The organism is Microlunatus sp. GCM10028923 (genome assembly GCF_042666975.1).
Lineage (GTDB): Bacteria > Actinomycetota > Actinomycetes > Propionibacteriales > Propionibacteriaceae > Microlunatus.
The window spans coordinates 203,035-220,537 of the sequence record NZ_JBHTFF010000012.1; the positions used below are offsets into that span (position 1 = coordinate 203,035).

17 protein-coding genes are annotated in these 17,503 nt (G+C 70.5%); 6 read left to right on the top strand and 11 right to left on the bottom strand.

The features are described 5' to 3' along the window. Nucleotides 1-22 precede the first annotated feature (22 nt). The 8 genes from coaBC to carA all read right to left on the bottom strand — a co-directional run bounded on the left by coaBC (nt 23) and on the right by carA (nt 9,372). Nucleotides 23-1,258 (bottom strand): bifunctional phosphopantothenoylcysteine decarboxylase/phosphopantothenate--cysteine ligase CoaBC, encoded by a 1,236-nt coding sequence (gene coaBC, locus ACFQU4_RS26545; RefSeq protein ID WP_377497816.1) that lies wholly within the window; start codon nt 1,256-1,258, stop codon nt 23-25. A gap of 25 nt (nt 1,259-1,283) precedes the next feature. After that, nucleotides 1,284-1,604 (bottom strand): DNA-directed RNA polymerase subunit omega, encoded by a 321-nt coding sequence (gene rpoZ / locus ACFQU4_RS26550; RefSeq protein ID WP_377497818.1) that lies wholly within the window; start codon nt 1,602-1,604, stop codon nt 1,284-1,286. A 31-nt stretch (nt 1,605-1,635) separates the two neighbouring features. Beyond that, nucleotides 1,636-2,274 carry a guanylate kinase gene (gmk, locus tag ACFQU4_RS26555; protein ID WP_377497820.1) on the bottom strand — a complete coding sequence of 213 codons (639 nt, stop codon included), beginning with the start codon at nt 2,272-2,274 and terminating at the stop codon, nt 1,636-1,638. Continuing rightward, nucleotides 2,271-2,615 (bottom strand): integration host factor, actinobacterial type, encoded by a 345-nt coding sequence (mihF, locus tag ACFQU4_RS26560; protein WP_312878793.1) that lies wholly within the window; start codon nt 2,613-2,615, stop codon nt 2,271-2,273. The genes gmk and mihF overlap by 4 nt, the downstream gene beginning before the upstream one ends. 304 nt (nt 2,616-2,919) lie before the next feature. Continuing rightward, a complete protein-coding gene (gene pyrF / locus ACFQU4_RS26565) occupies nt 2,920-3,759 on the bottom strand; it encodes an orotidine-5'-phosphate decarboxylase (RefSeq protein WP_377497823.1) in 840 nt (279 codons plus the stop codon). Continuing rightward, the gene (locus ACFQU4_RS26570; RefSeq protein WP_377497825.1) at nt 3,756-4,862 is read right to left on the bottom strand and encodes a quinone-dependent dihydroorotate dehydrogenase; all 1,107 of its coding nucleotides are present in this window, start codon (nt 4,860-4,862) and stop codon (nt 3,756-3,758) included. The genes pyrF and ACFQU4_RS26570 overlap by 4 nt, the downstream gene beginning before the upstream one ends. Further along, nucleotides 4,859-8,173 carry a carbamoyl-phosphate synthase large subunit gene (gene carB / locus ACFQU4_RS26575; RefSeq protein ID WP_377497827.1) on the bottom strand — a complete coding sequence of 1,105 codons (3,315 nt, stop codon included), beginning with the start codon at nt 8,171-8,173 and terminating at the stop codon, nt 4,859-4,861. The genes ACFQU4_RS26570 and carB overlap by 4 nt, the downstream gene beginning before the upstream one ends. After that, a complete protein-coding gene (gene carA / locus ACFQU4_RS26580; protein ID WP_377497830.1) occupies nt 8,173-9,372 on the bottom strand; it encodes a glutamine-hydrolyzing carbamoyl-phosphate synthase small subunit in 1,200 nt (399 codons plus the stop codon). The genes carB and carA overlap by 1 nt, the downstream gene beginning before the upstream one ends. Nucleotides 9,373-9,588: 216 nt before the next feature. Between carA and ACFQU4_RS26585 the strand changes: the two genes are divergently transcribed. Further along, a complete protein-coding gene (locus tag ACFQU4_RS26585) occupies nt 9,589-10,155 on the top strand; it encodes a MarR family winged helix-turn-helix transcriptional regulator (RefSeq protein WP_377497832.1) in 567 nt (188 codons plus the stop codon). A 46-nt stretch (nt 10,156-10,201) separates the two neighbouring features. After that, on the top strand, nt 10,202-12,448 hold the full coding sequence (locus tag ACFQU4_RS26590) for an MFS transporter (RefSeq protein ID WP_377497834.1): 2,247 nt from the start codon (nt 10,202-10,204) through the stop codon (nt 12,446-12,448). A gap of 76 nt (nt 12,449-12,524) precedes the next feature. Here ACFQU4_RS26590 and nusB read toward each other — a convergent pair whose 3' ends face one another. Beyond that, entirely contained in the window at nt 12,525-12,938 is a 414-nt protein-coding gene (gene nusB / locus ACFQU4_RS26595) for a transcription antitermination factor NusB (protein WP_377497836.1), read from the bottom strand. Between the two features lie 7 nt (nt 12,939-12,945). Beyond that, the gene (gene efp / locus ACFQU4_RS26600) at nt 12,946-13,479 is read right to left on the bottom strand and encodes an elongation factor P (protein ID WP_377497963.1); all 534 of its coding nucleotides are present in this window, start codon (nt 13,477-13,479) and stop codon (nt 12,946-12,948) included. Nucleotides 13,480-13,591: 112 nt separating this feature from the next. On the opposite strand from efp, the gene ACFQU4_RS26605 reads away from it, so the two are divergent. The 4 genes from ACFQU4_RS26605 to ACFQU4_RS26620 are packed head-to-tail and all read left to right on the top strand — an operon-like array spanning nt 13,592 to nt 16,406. After that, the gene (locus tag ACFQU4_RS26605) at nt 13,592-14,149 is read left to right on the top strand and encodes a GNAT family N-acetyltransferase (RefSeq protein WP_377497839.1); all 558 of its coding nucleotides are present in this window, start codon (nt 13,592-13,594) and stop codon (nt 14,147-14,149) included. A 27-nt stretch (nt 14,150-14,176) separates the two neighbouring features. Next, the gene (locus ACFQU4_RS26610; RefSeq protein WP_377497841.1) at nt 14,177-15,736 is read left to right on the top strand and encodes a hypothetical protein; all 1,560 of its coding nucleotides are present in this window, start codon (nt 14,177-14,179) and stop codon (nt 15,734-15,736) included. Nucleotides 15,737-15,779: 43 nt separating this feature from the next. Continuing rightward, on the top strand, nt 15,780-16,019 hold the full coding sequence (locus ACFQU4_RS26615; RefSeq protein WP_377497843.1) for a type II toxin-antitoxin system Phd/YefM family antitoxin: 240 nt from the start codon (nt 15,780-15,782) through the stop codon (nt 16,017-16,019). Beyond that, a complete protein-coding gene (locus ACFQU4_RS26620) occupies nt 16,020-16,406 on the top strand; it encodes a type II toxin-antitoxin system VapC family toxin (protein ID WP_377497845.1) in 387 nt (128 codons plus the stop codon). On the opposite strand, the gene aroB is transcribed toward ACFQU4_RS26620, so the two are convergent. Next, on the bottom strand, nt 16,403-17,491 hold the full coding sequence (gene aroB / locus ACFQU4_RS26625) for a 3-dehydroquinate synthase (RefSeq protein ID WP_377497847.1): 1,089 nt from the start codon (nt 17,489-17,491) through the stop codon (nt 16,403-16,405). The two genes, ACFQU4_RS26620 and aroB, sit on opposite strands and share 4 nt — an antisense overlap. Nucleotides 17,492-17,503 lie beyond the last annotated feature (12 nt).

The following is a 17,503-nucleotide window of genomic DNA, read 5'->3' on the forward strand; positions in this document are numbered from 1 at the left end:
TGTCGTGGGTTCGCCCCGCACCCTATCGTCGTGCGCGCAACTCCACGGCGATGTCCAGAACTCGGTGCGCCAACGTGTCTTTGGTCCCGGACCAAGGTCCGTGCCGGCCGCCACCGTACTGGTCCGAGGTGAACACCGAGATCTCGCTCGTCGAACTGCCGAACACCTTCCCGCCGCTGACGTCGTTGATCACCAACGCGTCGCACCCCTTGCGGGCCAGCTTCGCGGCGCCGAGTTCGGCCAGGCTCGCGGTCGCGGTCGGCGTCTCGGCGGCGAACCCGATGATCACCTGATCGGGGTCGGTCCGGTCCCTGACCAGGCCGGCCAGCACGTCGGTGGTCTGCCGCAGGTCGACCCGGAGGCCGTCGTCGCCGGACTTCTTGATCTTGGTCTGGCTCTCCTCGGCGGGCCGGAAGTCGGCGGGCGCGGCGGCCATCACGACGATGTCGGCGTCCTTCGCGGCCCGGGTCATCGCCTGGGCCAGGTCGCCGGTGGAACCGATCCGGTCGAGTTCGATGCCGGGCGGCGGCGGCAGCTCGACGTTGGCGGCCACCAGCCGGACCTCGGCTCCGCGGAGCACCGCGGCCCGGGCCAGCGACCAGCCCATCCGGCCGGACGAGGCATTGCCGAGGAAGCGGACCGGATCGAGGTGTTCCCGGGTGCCGCCGGCGCTGACCGCGACCCGCAGGCCGGCCAGGTCGCGGCGGGCGGCCCGTACGGCGAGGTCGGGGTCGGCCAGGATGCCGAACGCGATCGAGGCGAGTTCCTCGGGATCGGGCAGCCGGCCGGGCCCGGAGTCGGCGCCGGTGAGCCGGCCGCTGTCCGGGTCGACGACGACCGCGCCGCGCTCGCGCAGCGTCGCCACGTTGTGCTGGGTCGCCGGGTGCAGCCACATCTCGGTGTGCATCGCGGGCGCGAACACGACCGGGCAGCGGGCGGTGAGCAGGATGTTGGTGAGCAGGTCGTCGGCCCGGCCGGTCGCGGCCCGGGCCAGCAGGTCCGCGGTGGCCGGAGCGATCAGCACCAGGTCGGCCTGCTGACCGAGCGCGACGTGCGGCACCCGGTGCGCGTCCTGCCAGACCTCGGTGCTGACCGGCCGCCCGGACAGGGCGGCCCAGGTGGCCTCGCCCACGAACCGGAGCGCCGACTCGGTGGGCACGACCGTCACCTCGTGCCGGTCGGCGATCAGCCGGCGCAGCAGTTCGCAGGCCTTGTAGGCGGCGATGCCGCCGGCCACACCCAGAACGATCCGGCTCATCTCGGCGTCCTCGGGTGTCGTGGGATCAGGCGGAGGCGGGGCCGTCGCCGAACGGCTCGTCGGCCACCTCGACCGCTGCGTCGCCCTCGCCGTCGATGTCGGTGCAGGTCAGGACGCCGGCGTTGATCTCGCGCATGGCGATCGACAGCGGCTTCTCCTGGACCGAGGTCTCCACCAGCGGGCCGACGTTGTCCAGCAGGCCCTCGCCGAGCTGCGAGTAGTAGGCGTTGATCTGGCGGGCCCGCTTGGCGGCGTAGAGCACCAGCTTGTACTTCGAATCGGTGTGCTCGAGGAGCTCGTCGATCGGCGGGTTGGTGATGCCTTCGGGCGTGGCGGTGTTGGACAAGGTGGTCCTTCGGAAGGTCTTCGAGTGGGGACTACCGGCCCGCTTGCGCGGGCAGACCCAACAACACTACCAACTCCGCCACGGCCTGGTCGATTTCGGTGTTGACGACGATGTGGTCGAACTCGTCCGCGGCCAGCATCTCGGCCCGGGCCGTGGTCAGCCGGCGCTCCCGTTCCTCGGCGGACTCGGTGCCGCGGCCGACCAGCCGGCGCACCATCTCGTCCCAGGACGGCGGCATCAGGAACACGTACTGGACGTCGGCGGGCTCGATGCCGCCGGCCCCCTGGACCGGGTCGCAGGCCTGCCTCACCTGGCGCGCGCCCTGCAGGTCGATCTCCAGGATCGCCGGCCGGCCCGCCGCGAGCGCGGCCCGGACCGGCTCTCGCGGCGTCCCGTACCGGTAGGAGTTGTGTACGACGGCCCACTCCAACAGCTCGCCGTCGGCGATCAGCCGGTCGAACTCGGCGTCGTCGACGAACAGGTAGTGCACGCCGTCGACCTCGCCCGGCCGGGCCGGGCGGGTCGTCGCCGACACCGACACGAACACCTCCGGCCGGGTCTCGCGCAGCCGGCCCACCACCGTGCCCTTGCCGACCGCGGTCGGCCCGGACAACACGGTGAGACGCGGCCGCCGGTCGTCGTGCCCGGGTCCCGCAGCAGACCCGGTCACGATCCGTTGCGGCTGGAACGGCTGGTCCGAGCCTCGAACTCGGCCAGCAATCCGGTCGCCTGATGTCGGCCGAGCCCCCGTAACCGGCGGTTCGGCGCGATCTCCAGTCGATCCATGACTTGCGCGGCGCGGACGTCGCCCACCCGCGGCACGCATTTCACGATGTCGACTACTTTGATTTGCGCGATCACGTCATCGCTCTCGGCCAGGCTCAACACCTCAGCCAGGGTCTGCTCGCCGGCCCGCAGGGCGCGTTTCACCTCGGCCCGGCGGCGCCGTGCTTCGGTGGCGGCGTGCCTGGCCTGCTCGCGCTGGGCGTCACTCAGCGGCGGAATGGTCACAATCCCCCTCGTCTCCAGGTTCGTTCGTCGATACGGCAGCGCCGTCGCAACGGGCCCGTCCCGGCATGATCAACATCGCTGCGGCGTGATCAAGATCGGTGCGGCGGGCACTGCGGTGGGTCACGGGGAAACCTATAGCAAGGTGCCCGCCGAGTTCACCCGACCCACCAGACCTGTAACACCCTTGTGCCATCGCTCCTGACCGGGCGGGAACCGGGCGGTGGCGAACCGGCGTGAGCAACCGTCACCAGCGCAGCGACACGCCGCCGGAACGGGTGCGGAAGTGGCGGGTCGGCGAGCCGTTTCAGGGGGTGGTGCGGGCGGCGTTGGAGCGGTCCGCGAGGGACTTCGCGACCCTGCGCAGGGCGTCCGGGTCGGGGCCGGCGGCCAGGACCTCGCGGCTGGCCGACGGCAGCACCAGCGGGGTCGCGGCACCGAAGATCGCGGGCAGGTGTTCCGGCTCGCCGCCCTGGGCGCCGACGCCGGGCGCCAGGATCGACCCGTTCAGCCGGGTGAAGTCGAGGTCCGGCGGCTCGATCGTCGCGCCGACCACCAGGCCGACCGAGCCCAGCGGGACGGCACCGGTGTTGCGCGCGGCGGCCCAGTCGAGCACGGTCTCGGCGACGCTGAGGCCGGCGGCGGTCCGCGCCTGCTGCTGGGCCGGGGCCTCCGGGTTGCTGGTCAGCGCCAGGACGTAGACGCCGCGGCCGTGCTTCTCCGCCAGGTCGGCGGTCGCCGCGAAGGTCTCCACGCCGAGGTACGGGCTGACGGTGATCGCGTCCGCGGCGAGGGTCGAGCCGTCGGCCAGGTAGGCGGCGGCGTAGGCGTCCATGGTCGAGCCGATGTCGCCGCGCTTCACGTCCAGCAGCGAGATCGCGCCGGCCTGGGCGATGTCGGCCAGGACCAGTTCCAGGACGGCGATCCCGGCGGAGCCGTACGCCTCGAAGAAGGCCGACTGCGGCTTGAACACCGCCACCGTCTCGGCGAGCGCCGCCACCACCCCGCGGGCGAACCGCTCCAGCCCGGCGGCGTCCCGGGGCAGGTCCCAGCGGTCCAGCAGGCCGGGGTGCGGATCGACGCCGACGCACAGGGCGCCCCGTTCGCCGACCGCGGCTGTCAGTCGTTCCCCGTACGGTGCCGTCATGACGCTTCCTCTCTTCTGGGACCGGCCGCGAGGGTGCGCCGGGCGCGCCCCGCCGCGACCTGTCCACGCCCCCGATCGATCGCCCGGATCAGCCCCGGGCCGGCATAGATGAAGCCGGTGTAGAGCTGCACCAGCGCAGCCCCGGCATCGAACATCGCCTGCGCGTCGTCGGCGCTCATGATGCCGCCGACGCCGATCACCGGCAGCGTCGTGCGTTCGGCGAGGAAGGTGACGACGCTGCGCGCCCGCCGGGTCAGCGGCGCGCCGGACAGCCCGCCCGCCTCGGCGGCCAGTTCGAGATCGGCATAGCGGATCCCGTCCCGGGCCAGGGTGGTGTTGGTCGCGATCAGGCCGCTGACGCCGCACTCGGTGCAGACACCGAGCAGCTCCTCCAGCGCGTCCTCGGTGAGGTCGGGCGCGACCTTCACGAACACCGGCACCGGCCGGAACTGGCCGGCCGACCGGATCGCGCTGAGCAGGTCCCGCAGCGCGCCCGCCTCCTGCAGGGTGCGCAGACCGGGCGTGTTCGGGCTGGAGACGTTGATCGCGACGTAATCGGCGTGCGGCGCGAGCAGCCGGTACGAGCTGAGGTAGTCCTCGGTCGCCTGCTCCAGCGGCGTGATCTTGGTCTTGCCGAGCGAGATCCCGATCGGCATCCCAGCCGCGCCGTTGCCCCGCCAGACCCCGGCCGCCGACAGCCGCCGGGCCAGCGTCTCGGCACCGGCGTTGTTGAAGCCCATCCGATTGATGATCGCGCCGCTGGCCGGCAGCCGGAACAGTCGCGGCCGGTCGTTGCCGGGCTGGGCCTGAGCGGTCACGGTGCCGAGTTCGGCATGCGAGAAGCCGAGCGAGGACCAGGCCAGCACGGCCCGGCCGTCCTTGTCCATCCCCGCGGCCAGGCCGACCCGGCCCGGGAAGTCGATCCCGGCGACCCGGACCGGCTCGCCGCGCCGGACCAGGGCCAGCCGGACCAGGCGGCGCAGCAACGGCGACGCCCCGACGTGTTCGATCATGGCCAGGGTGCGCTCGTGGACGGCCTCGGCGTCGCCGCCCGCCATCGAGAACAGCACCGGCCGCACCAGCCGCCGGTACAGGGCGATCACCGTTCCAGCTCGGCCGACCAGGACTGCAGCGAGCGCACCGAGAGGATGCCGGTGCGGACCGACTCGATCCCCTGCACGGCCGCCGCCAGTCCCTGCACCGTGGTCACGCACGGGATGTTGCGCAGCACCGCCGCGGTTCTGATCTCGTAACCGTCGTAGCGCGGGCGGCCGTCCTCGCTCATCCCGTGCGGCGTGTTGAAGATCAGGTCGACCTCGCCGTCCAGGATCGCCTGGACGATCGTCTTCTCGCCGTTCGGCCCGGGCCCCTGGGTGTGCTTGCGGACCGAGGTGACGGCGACGCCGTGCCGGCTCAGCATGGACGCCGTGCCGGCTGTGGCCAGGATGTGGAAGCCGAGGTCGGCCAGCCGCTTCACCGGGAAGATCACGTGCCGCTTGTCCCGGTTCGCGACCGACACGAAGACGGTGCCCTTGGTCGGCAGCGGCCCGAACGCGGCCACCTGGCTCTTCGCGAACGCGGTGCCGAACTCGTGGTCGAGCCCCATCACCTCGCCGGTGGACTTCATCTCCGGGCCGAGGATGGTGTCGACCGAGATCCCTTCGACGGTACGGAAGCGGTTGAACGGCATCACCGCCTCCTTGACCGCGATCGCCCCGCCCGGCCGGTCCACGCTGCCGTCGCCGTCGCGCCGGAGCAGGCCCTCCGCCCGCAGGTCGGCGACAGTCGCGCCGAGCATGATCCGGGCCGCGGCCTTGGCCAGCTGGGTGCCGGTCGCCTTGGACACGAACGGGACGGTCCGGGACGCCCGCGGGTTCGCCTCCAGGACGTAGAGGGTGTCGCCGGCGAGGGCGTACTGGATGTTGATCAGGCCACGGACGCCGACGCCGCGGGCGATCGCCTCGGTGGAGACCCGGATCCGGTCCATGATCGCCGCGCCGAGGGTGATCGGCGGCAGAGCGCAGGCCGAGTCACCGGAGTGCACCCCGGCCTCCTCGATGTGCTCCATCACGCCGCCGAGGTAGAGCTCCGAGCCGTCGTACAGGGCGTCGACGTCGATCTCCACCGCGTCGTCCAGGAACCGGTCGACCAGCACCGGATGTTGAGGCGACACCTCGGTCGCCCGGGCGATGTAGGAGCCGAGCGAGGCCTCGTCGTAGACGATCTCCATGCCCCGCCCGCCGAGCACGTACGAGGGCCGGACCAGGACCGGGTAGCCGATCTCGTCGGCCACCCGCTTCGCCTCGGTGAAGGAGCGGGCCAGTCCGTGCTTCGGCGCCGGCAGGTCGGCCTCGGCGAGCACCTCGCCGAACGCGCCACGCTCCTCCGCCAGGTGGATCGCCTCCGGGCTGGTGCCCACGATCGGCACGCCGGCGTCCTTGAGCGCCTGGGCCAGCCGGAGCGGGGTCTGCCCGCCGAGCTGGACGATCACGCCGGCGATCGGCCCGGCCAGCGACTCGGCGTGCACGACCTCCAGGACGTCCTCGCAGGTCAGCGGCTCGAAGTAGAGCCGGTCCGAGGTGTCGTAGTCGGTCGACACGGTCTCCGGGTTGCAGTTGACCATGATCGTCTCGTAGCCGGCCTCGGACAGCGCCATCGACGCGTGCACGCAGGAGTAGTCGAACTCGATCCCCTGCCCGATCCGGTTCGGCCCGCTGCCCAAGATCAACACCGCCGGCTTGGTCCGCGGCGCGACCTCGGTCTCGGTGTCGTAGGAGCTGTAGTGGTACGGCGTCCGGGCGGCGAACTCGGCGGCGCAGGTGTCGACGGTCTTGTAGACCGGCCGGACCCCGAGCGCCCACCGGACGCCGCGGACGACGTCCTCGCTGAGCCGGCGCAGCGACGCGAGCTGGGCGTCGGAGAAGCCGTGCCGCTTGGCCAGCAAGATCAGTTCGGGCGTCAGCTCCGGTGCGTTCTTGATCGTCTCGGCGAGCTCGGTGAGCAAGATCAACTGGTCGATGAACCAGGGATCGATCTTGGTCGACTCGTGCACCTGCTCCAGCGTCGCGCCGGCCCGGAGCGCCTTGACCACCAGGCCGAGTCGGCCGTCGTGCGGCCGGGCCGCGCGATCCAGCAGGTCGGCGACGGGCTCGGTGACCGGGTTGGCGAAGTCGAACGGGGCCCGGGAGTCCTCCAGGCTGCGCAGCGCCTTGCCGAGCGCCTCGGTGAAGTTCCGGCCGATCGCCATCGCCTCGCCGACGCTCTTCATGTGCGTGGTCAGCGTCGAGTCCGCGGACGGGAACTTCTCGAACGCGAACCGCGGGATCTTCACCACCACGTAGTCGAGCGTCGGCTCGAACGAGGCCGGCGTCTCCCTGGTGATGTCGTTCGGGATCTCGTCCAGCGTGTAGCCGATGGCCAGCTTCGCGGCGATCTTGGCAATCGGGAAGCCGGTCGCCTTGGAGGCCAGCGCGCTGGACCGGGACACCCGCGGGTTCATCTCGATCACGATCATCCGGCCGTCGGCGGGGTTGATCGCGAACTGGATGTTGCAGCCACCGGTGTCGACGCCGACGTCGCGGATGATGCCGATCGCGACGTCCCGCATCCGCTGGTACTCCCGGTCGGTCAGGGTCATTGCCGGCGCGACGGTGATCGAGTCGCCGGTGTGCACGCCCATCGGGTCCAGGTTCTCGATCGAGCAGACGATCACCACGTTGTCGGAGGCGTCCCGCATCACCTCCAGCTCGTACTCCTTCCAGCCAAGGATCGATTCCTCGATCAGCACCTCGGTGGTCGGGCTGGCGGAAAGGCCGGCGCCGGCGATCCGGCGAAGATCACGTTCGTCGTGGGCGAAGCCGGAACCGACGCCGCCCATCGTGAAGCTGGGCCGCACCACCAGCGGATAGCCGAGCTGGTCGGCCGCGCCGAGCACGTCGTCCATCGAGTGGCAGACGACACTCCGCGCCACCTCGCCGGGCCCGCCGGCGATCCCGGTCAGGCCCTCGACGATCGCCTTGAACTGCTCCCGGTTCTCGCCGCGCTGGATCGCCTCAACCGAGGCGCCGATCAGCTCGACGCCGTACTGCTTGAGCACGCCGCGCTCGTGCAGCGCGATCGCCGTGTTGAGCGCGGTCTGGCCGCCCAGGGTGGCCAGCAGTGCGTCCGGCCGTTCCTTGGCGATCACCTGCTCCACGTACTCGGGCGTGATCGGCTCGACGTAGGTGGCGTCGGCGAACTCCGGGTCGGTCATGATCGTCGCCGGGTTCGAGTTGACCAAGATCACCCGGAAGCCCTCGGCCCGGAGCACCCGACAGGCCTGGGTGCCGGAGTAGTCGAACTCACACGCCTGGCCGATCACGATCGGACCGGAGCCGATCACCAGGACCGACGAGATGTCGTTCCGCCGCGGCATCAGTGATCACCTCCCGTGGACCGACGATCGGCGTGTCGTTCCATCACCTCGATGAAGCGGTCGAACAGATAGTCCGCATCGTGCGGGCCGGCCGCCGCCTCCGGGTGGTACTGCACCGAGAAGGCGATCAGGTCGCCGTTCGCGTCGTTCAGCTGGACGCCCTCGACCACCTGGTCGTTCAGGCAGAGGTGGCTCACCGAAGCCTTTCCGTACGGAGTCTCGCGGGCCTCGTCCGGGTCCGCCTCCACGGCAAACCCGTGGTTGTGCGCGGTGATCTCGACCCGCCGGGTAGTCAGGTCCATCACCGGCTGGTTGATCCCGCGGTGCCCGTACCCGAGCTTGTAGGTGCCGTAGCCCAGCGCCCGGCCGAACACCTGGTGGCCGAAGCAGATCCCGAAGTACGGCAGCTTGTCGGCCAGCGCCCGGCGCAGCAGGGCGATCGGCCCGGTCGCCGCCGAGGGGTCGCCGGGGCCGTTGGAGAAGAAGACGCCGTCCGGCTGCAGCGCCAGCAGTTCGTCGTACGTGATCGTGGAGGGGACGACGTGCACGTCGATGCCGCGTTCGGCCATCCGCTGCGGGGTCATCGCCTTGATGCCGAGGTCGACGGCGGCGACCCGGAACTTGGCCTCACCCTGCGCCCGGACCAGGTACGGCTCGGTCGCGGTCACCTCGTCGGCCAGGTGCGCGCCGTGCATCGACGGCGTCGCCTTGACCCGTTCCAGGAGCTCGTCCGGCGAGGTGCCGGTGCTGGAGATGCCGACCCGCATGGCGCCGCGCTCGCGCAGGTGCCGGGTCAGCGCGCGGGTGTCGATCCCGCTGACGCCGACGATGCCCTGGGCCCGGAGTTCGTCAGTCAGGCTGCGCCGGGCGCGCCAGTTGGACGGGACCCGGGCGGGGTCGCGGACCACGTACCCGGCGACCCAGATCTTGCCGGACTCGTCGTCCTCGTCGTTCCAGCCGGTGTTGCCGATGTGCGGCGCGGTCGCGATCACGACCTGGCGGTGATAGCTCGGGTCGGTCAGTGTCTCCTGGTAACCGGACATCCCGGTCGAGAACACCGCCTCGCCGAAGGTCTCCCCCACCGCTCCGAAGGACTGGCCTCGGAAGGTGGTGCCGTCCTCGAGCACGAGGAGGGCTGATGCCGGAGCGTCGGCTCCGGACGTGGGGTCTGCGGGCGCGCGCGAAGGCAATTCGGGCATGACCGTCCTTTCCTGCCTCACGGGACAGGTCTTAAAGGTTGGCGAGATCCGTAGCAGCGTATCAGTGGCGTACCAGTGTTCTGCGTCACGCACGGCCCTCACCGGAGAGTAATAGTTGCCCTATGAAAACATCGGCGATATAGTTTCATTCGCTAAGTAAACAACCACTTCGGGAGCCCCATCGTGTCCAGTTCTCCTTCACGCCCAATGGCGGACGTGCCCGACCCGCAGACTCCGCCGCCCGACCTCGGGCCGCGGAATCCGGCCGGCCTGGAACGGACCCCGACCGTCGAGTTGCTCGAGACGCTCGGCCAGCTGATCCGCACCGCGCGGGCGCTGAATCACCGGCAGACCGAGGAGCTCGGCTTCAGCGGCACCCCGTTCGGCATCGTCAAGCTGCTCGCCGACGGCGACCGGCGGCCGGGCGACCTGGCGACGGAACTGCAGATCGCGCCGTCCGTGGTGTCCCGCGCGCTGGTCCCGCTGGAACGGGACGGACAGATTGAGCGCCGGCTCGACCCCGCCGACGCCCGCTCCTTCCGGCTCGCGCTGACCGACGCCGGCCGGGCCCGGCTCGCCCAGCGCCGCGAACTGATCCAGGCCCGGATCGAACGACTGCTCGAGCACTGGCCGGACGACGACATCACCACCCTGACCCGGCTGATGCGGCGGCTGGAGAACGACATCCAGTCGCACGCCGACGAACTGCTGCAACCCCCGGCCGAACGGGCCGAACCACCTCCCCCACCGCCCCAGCCCTCCGCCCAGGCCGTGCCGGCCTGATCGACCGGCCGACCAACCTCCTCACGAGAACGGAACTTCTCCACCCATGTCCACCACCGCCGTTGCCGAGCAACGGATGCCGCAGCCGGAGGCGATGAGCCATCGCCGGATCCTGGAATCACTGACCGGGATGCTGGCCGCACTGTTCACCGCGATGATCTCCTCCAACATCGTCGCGACCGCACTGCCGGTGATCATCGGTGATCTCAACGGCACCCAACGTCAGTACACCTGGGTGATCACCGCGTCGCTGCTGGCGACCACGGTGAGTACGCCGATCTGGGGCAAGCTGTCCGACCTGTTCAACAAGAAGCTGCTGATCCAGCTGTCGATCGGGATCTTCGTGATCGGCTCGGTCGCCGCCGGGTTCGCCCAGACGGTGCCGTGGCTGATCGGCTTCCGGATCCTGCAGGGCCTCGGCATGGGCGGCCTGACCGCCCTGGTCCAGGCGATCATGGCCTCGATCATCGCGCCGCGGGAACGCGGCCGCTACTCCGGCTACATGGGCGCCGTGATGGCGGTCAGCACGGTCTCCGGCCCGCTGCTCGGCGGCTTCATCGTGGACAGCGCGCTCGGCTGGCGCTGGTGCTTCTTCGTCTGCGTACCGCTGGCGATCATCTCGCTGATCGTGCTGCAACGGACCCTGCGGGTGCCGACGCTGCGCCGGCCGGTCAAGATCGACTACGTCGGCGCGCTGCTGATCTCCGTCGGTGCCAGCCTGCCGCTGCTCTGGGTGACCTTCGCCGGCACCGAGTACGCCTGGTGGTCCTGGGAGACGCTGGCCTTCCTGGGCGCCACGGCGATCTTGATCACCGTCGCGATCATCGTCGAGCTGCGGGTCAAGGAGCCGCTGGTGCCGCTGCGGGTGCTGAGCAACCGGACCGCGGCGTTGATGATCATCGCCAGTGCGGCGGTCGGGATCGGGATGTTCGGCGGCGCCACCTTCCTCGGCCAGTACTTCCAACTGGCCAAGGGCTACACGCCGACTCACGCCGGGTTGATGATCATCCCGCTGATGGTGGCGATGCTGATCTCCTCCACGATCTCCGGCCAGATCATCACCCGGACCGGGCGCTGGAAGGGCTTCCTGATCGGTGGCGGCATTCTGCTGGTCGCCGGGCTGACCGGTTTCGGCACGATCACCCACACCACGCCGGACTGGCAGACCTGGGTCTACATGGCGCTGATGGGGCTCGGCATGGGCGCGATGATGCAGAACATCGTGCTCGCGGTCCAGAACACCATCGACGTCCGGGACATCGGTGCCGCCTCGGCGACGCTGGCCTTCTTCCGGACCCTCGGTGGCGCGATCGGTGTCTCGGTGCTGGGCGCCGTGCTCGCCGCGCAGGTGAAGACCGATGTCACCGCGGGCCTGGCCAGCCACGGGATCCAGATCCCGGGCGGCGGCGGCAACCTGACCCTGGACTTCTCGCAGCTGCCGCCGGCGGTGCTGGAGATCGTCCGGGCCGCGTACGGTGACGCGACCGGGCACATCTTCCAGATCGCGGCGATCGTCGCCGTGGTCGCGCTGATCGCGGTGATCCTGGTTCGCGAGGTGCCGCTGCGCACCACGGTCGAGCTGGTCAAGCAGCCGGCCGCTGCGGAGCCGGGCGGGCCCGCGCCGAAGATCGAGGGCGCTGCCGCCGAGCTGGCCGCCGCCGAGGTTGCGCCGGCCCAGCAGGTCGCCGCCGCGAACGGGGTTCCGCCGGTCGCGACCGCCGCCACCGCTGTCGTACCCGCAACGGGGTCGACCGACGAGCGACAGCCGAGCCAGGTTTCGGTCGACGAGCCCCCGGCCGAGGAGGAGAAGCCGTTCCTGCCGGAGGCGCTGGACGACCCGACCGAACGGATCTCGGTCGCGGCGCTCGACGTACTCGCTGCGGCCCAGGCCAGCTCGCGGGATCAGGCGGAGGCCTCGGACGAGGCCGTCGGCAAGGTCCGGAACGCGCTGGACGAGCTCGAGGGCCGGATCGACACCGCCATCGGCGACTTCCACCAGGCGCTCGCGAAGGTCCGGGACAGCCTGGCCGAACCGAACGAGGCGGCGTCGCTGGGCCGGGACGGGGTCGGCGGCAACGAGCTGCGCTCGTACGAGTACGGCCTGCTGGTGAACAGCCAGCGGACCGCCGACCGGGTCACCACGCAGGCGCAGCAGGACGCCGAGCGGATGCTCACCGAGGCCAGGACGGAGCTGACCGATCTGGAGGCCCGGATCGAGCAGCTGCGCAAGGTCGAGGAGAAGCTCCGCGACGACGTCGGCGACCGGCTGCGCAAGGACGCCCCGCTCACCTGAGCCGTAACGACACAAGCCGTCCCCAGCCCGGATTCCGGGTTCGGGGACGGCTTGCGTTTATGGCGTGGGCGGTCGGTCAGTCCGGCGTCGGAGCCGGCTTGGTCGCGACGATCTTGCCCAGCAGCCCGTTGACGTAAGCGGGCGAATCGTCGGTCGACAGGTCGCCGACCAGAGTCAGCGCCTCGGACACGGCGACGGAGTCAGGCACGTCCAGGTAGTCGATCTCCAGCACCGCCAGCCGGACGGTGTTCCGGTCGACCCGCGGCATCCGCGGCAGGCTCCAGCCGCCGGCCAGGGCGCCGACGATCCGGTCGTCGATCTCGCTCGCGTGGGCGACCACGCCCTCGATCAGTTCCCGGGTGTAGTCGCGGACCGGCGGATCGGCGTCCGCGGTCCGTTCAGCCAGGGTCTCCAGCGGATCCCGGGCGCGCAACTCCGACTCGAACAGGATGTCGAGCGCGCGTTTCCGGGCCTTGCTGCGTGCGGACATGGAGCGATCAGCTGCCGATCCGGCCGAGGTACTCACCCGTACGGGTGTCCACCTTGACCTTCTCGCCGTTGGTGACGAAGAGCGGCACCTGCACCTGCAGGCCGGTCTCCAAGGTGGCCGGCTTGGTGCCGCCGGTGCTGCGGTCGCCCTGCAGGCCCGGTTCGGTGTACGTGATCACCAGTTCGACCGAGGCCGGCATGTCGAGGTAGAGCGGGTTGCCCTCGTGGATCGCGACCGTGGCCGTCTGCTCCTCGAGCAGGTAGTTCTTCGCGTCGCCGACGACGGCGTCCGGGATCGACAGCTGCTCGTACGTGGTGAGGTCCATGAACACGAAGCCCGCACCGTCGTGGTACAGGTACTGCATGTCCCGCCGATCAACCGTCGCGGTGTCGACCTTGGTGTCAGAGTTGAACGTCTTGTCGACGATCTTCCCGGACAGGACGTTCTTCAGCTTGCTCCGCACCACGGTGTTGCCCTTGCCGGGCTTGTGATGCTGGAACCACAGCACGGTCCAGAGCTGGCCGTCCAGGTCGAGCACCATGCCGTTCTTCAGGTCGTTGGTTGAGACCACGCGCGTTCCTTTTTGTTCTTGCGAATTGAGGGGGCAAACCCGGGTGCGACCGGGCAGTGGGTCAGTCTAGCCTTGCGGCGTGATGCGTACCCAACTCTTGGCTCGGCAACCAGAGCTGCGGACCGAGCGACTGCGGTTGACCCAGCTCGGGCCGGACCATTTCGAGGCGGCGAACGTCGGGCTCGACGACGATGACGAGGGGCGCAAGCTCACCGGGACCCACGCCACCTTCACCGACGAGCAGATCCGGACCTGGCTGGCCAAGCTGCCCGGCGCCGCGGACCGGGCCGACTGGGCGATCGTCCGGACCGATGACGACAAGGTGATCGGCGAGGTCGTGCTGAACGACCTGGACGTCGACAACCAGTCGATGAACTACCGGATCTCCTTGTACGGCAGCGCGTTCTACGGCCAGGGCTACGGCACCGAGGCCGGCCGGGCGGTGATCAACTTCGGTCTGGGTGTGCTCGGCCTGCACCGGATCAGCCTCGGCGTGTACGCGTTCAATCCGCGGGCCCAGGCCTCCTACGCCAAGCTCGGCTTCGTCCTCGAGGGCCGGCACCGCGACGCCCTCTACTGGGACGGCGAGTGGCACGACGAGTTGATCATGTCCGTCCTGGCCACCGACCCGCGCCCCTGAACGTCCGCGCCCGGATAGGCTGCTGGGATGGTGCCGGCGTTCGAGCAGCCCGTTGACGTCCTGATCGCGACGGACCGGTGGGAACCGAGTCCGATGTCCGGGTCCAGTGCGGGGTTCAGCACCGGCTCGGCCCGGGTCGATCTTGATCAACAGGACGGCGCGGTGACGGTACGGCTGCGGTCGTCCGGCGAGGTCAGCCGGCTGGTGTTGCGCTGGCCGTTCCCGCTGCCGCCGGACAGCCTGGTGCTGGGCGACGCCTGGGAACGGACCTACGGCGACCAGGCCTGGCGTCCGGTCCCGACCGGGATCCTGCCCTGGTACTTCCTGGCCCGGACCGGCGACGTGACGATCGGGGTCGGGGTCAAGGTCCGGCCGGGAGCGTTCTGTGCCTGGGAGGTCGGCGACGGCGACCTGACCCTGCATCTCAATGTCCGCAACGGTGGCGCGCCGGTGCTGCTCGGTGATCGCGAGCTCGCCGCGGCGACCATCGTGCAGGTCTCCGGCGAGCCCGGCGAATCGCCCTGGCTGGTGCACCAGCGGCTCTGCGCCGCTCTCTGCGACGACCCGATCCCGGCCCGCCGGCCGCTGGTCGGCGCCAACAACTGGTACTACGCGTACGGCAAGGACTTCGGCCCCGAGAACGTGATCGCCGACGCCCGGACTGTGGTCGAGCTGGCCGACGGTCACCCGGTGCGGCCGTACGGGGTCGTCGACGCCGGCTGGACCGATGGCGGCGGTGCGCCGGGCGGCCCGTGGACGCACGGCATCCCGGGCCTGTTCGACGACCTGCCGGGTCTCGCCGCCGCGATCCGCGAGGTCGGCGCGGAGCCGGGCATCTGGTTCCGGCCGGCGGCCCTGACCACGGTCGAGGACCCGGCGCTGCTCCGGCCGGGACCGCGGCCGGTGTCCGAGCAGCCGCTCGATCTCAGCCGGCCCGAGGTGATCGACCTGGTCCGCGCCGATGTGGCCCGGCTGGTCGACTGGGGGTTCACCTTCCTCAAGCACGACTTCTCGACCTTCGACACCTTCGCCCGCTGGGGGCCCGGGATGTCGCTGGACCTGACCGACGCCGGCTGGTCGTTCGCCGACCGGTCGCTGACCAACGCCGAGCTGCTGGTCCGTTTCTATACGGCGATCCGGGAAGCGTCGGCCGGGGCGACCGTGCTCGGCTGCAACGTGGTCGGGCACCTCGCGGCCGGGCTGGTCGACGCGCAACGTACCGGCGACGACACGTCCGGCCGGGACTGGGCCAGGACCCGGGAGATGGGTGTCAACACGCTCGCCTTCCGCCTGGCCCAGCATGATCATTTCTTCACCGTGGACGCCGACTGCGTGCCGGCCACGCCGCAGACGCCGTGGGAGAAGAACCGGCAGTTCCTCGATCTGGTCGCCCGGTCCGGCACCGCCCTGTTCGTCTCGGTCGATCCGCGGTCCCGTACCGAACAAGTCGATCGCGACCTCAGCGCCGCGATCCGGCTCGCCCTCGACGGCGGCTCCCCCGGCGGCATCGAGCCGCTCGACTGGCTCGAGACGTCGCATCCCCGGCACTGGCGAGCCGACCAGGCGGACGTCGAATATCACTGGTAGGTCTACTGGACTAAGTCGACTAGACTAGGTCTGGGAGGTCACCATGACGACGGTCAACATCCACGAGGCCAAGACGCAGTTCTCTAAGCTGGTGGAACGCGCGGCGAGGGGCGAGACGATCATGATCGCCCGGGCCGGCCGGCCGCTGGCGAAGCTCACCGGGCTCGACGAGGCGCCGGTGGCCGAGCGGCGGCTCGGATTTCTCGCCGGCCAGTTCCGGGTGCCGGACGACTTCGACGAACTCGGGCGGGACGAGATCGCGGACGCCTTCGGGGCCGGGTAGATGCGGGTCCTGCTGGACACCCACCTGCTGCTCTGGGCCGCCGCCGAGCCGGACCGGCTGCCGGCGGCGGCCCGCGAGATCATCGAGGACGCGGGCCACGAGTTGATCTTCAGCGTCGCGAGCATCTGGGAGCTGGCGATCAAGTCCGGACTCGGCCGGGCGGACTTCCTGGTGGACGCGCTGGGCTTCCAGCGCGCTCTGCTGCACGCGGGCTATGTCGAGTTGCCGGTCCGCGGTGAGCATGCGGCCGACGTGGCGGAACTCCCGCCGCACCACAAGGACCCGTTCGACCGGATCCTGGTCGCGCAGGCGCGCGCCGAGGGCCTGACCCTCGTGACGAGCGACCCGCTGGTCGCGCGGTATCCGGGGATGATCAAGCAGGTCTAACTGGCGATCGCTCGGTACGTCTCGCGGAGCAGGTCCGGGTCCGGGCCGGCCAGGATCCGGGCCTTGGCCAGTGCTTCCAAGATCACGAACCGGAGCGTGCCGCCGCGGGTCTTCTTGTCCACGGCCATGGTGGCGAGCAGCTCGTCGTACGCGTCGGCGGCGTAGCTGGTCGGCAACCCGACCGCGCCGAGCACGGCACGGTGCCGGGACGCGGTCTCGGCGTCGAGGTAGCCGGCCCGGCGGGACAGCTCGGCGACGAACACCATCCCGATGCTGACCGCCTCACCGTGCCGCCACCGGTAGTGCTCCCGCCGCTCGATGGCGTGGCCGAGGGTGTGGCCGTAGTTGACCAGTTCCCGGCCGACCGCGCTGCCGACCGAGGTCGCTTCGCGGAGATCGGCCGAGACCACCTTGGCCTTCACGTCGATGGACCGCTCGATCACTTCCCGGAGCACCGGCGAGCCGAGCTCACGGGCGGCGGCCGGGTCGGCCTCGACCCGTTCCAAGATCACCGGGTCGGCGATGAAGCCGCACTTGATCACCTCGGCGAGCCCGCTGATCACCTCGGCCCGCGGCAGTCCGTCCAGCAGATCAAGATCACAGAGGACGCCGCGCGGCTCCCAGAACGCACCGACCAGGTTCTTCCCCTCGGCGGTGTTGATCCCGGTCTTGCCGCCGACGGCCGCGTCGACCATGCCGAGCACGGTCGTCGGTACGGTGATCAAGCCGACCCCGCGGAGCCAGGTCGCGGCGACGAAGCCGGCCAGGTCCGTGGTCGCGCCGCCGCCCAGACCGATGATCAAGTCCGACCGGGTGAACCCGGCGTTGCCGAGCACCGACCAGCACATCGCCGCGATCTCGACGGTCTTCGACGATTCGCCGGACCCGACGTCGATCCGGGTCACCTCCGAGCCCGCGTCGGTGATCACCTTCGCCAGCCGTTCGGCCGCGCCGATCAGGGCCGGCGGGTGCAGTACGGCGACCCGGGTCGCACCGGTCAGCAACGGGGGCAGCCGGTCCAGCAGACCGTGCCCGACCAGCACCTGGTACGGCTGCTCGGCCGCGACCTCGATCTCGGTGATCATGCTGATTCCTTG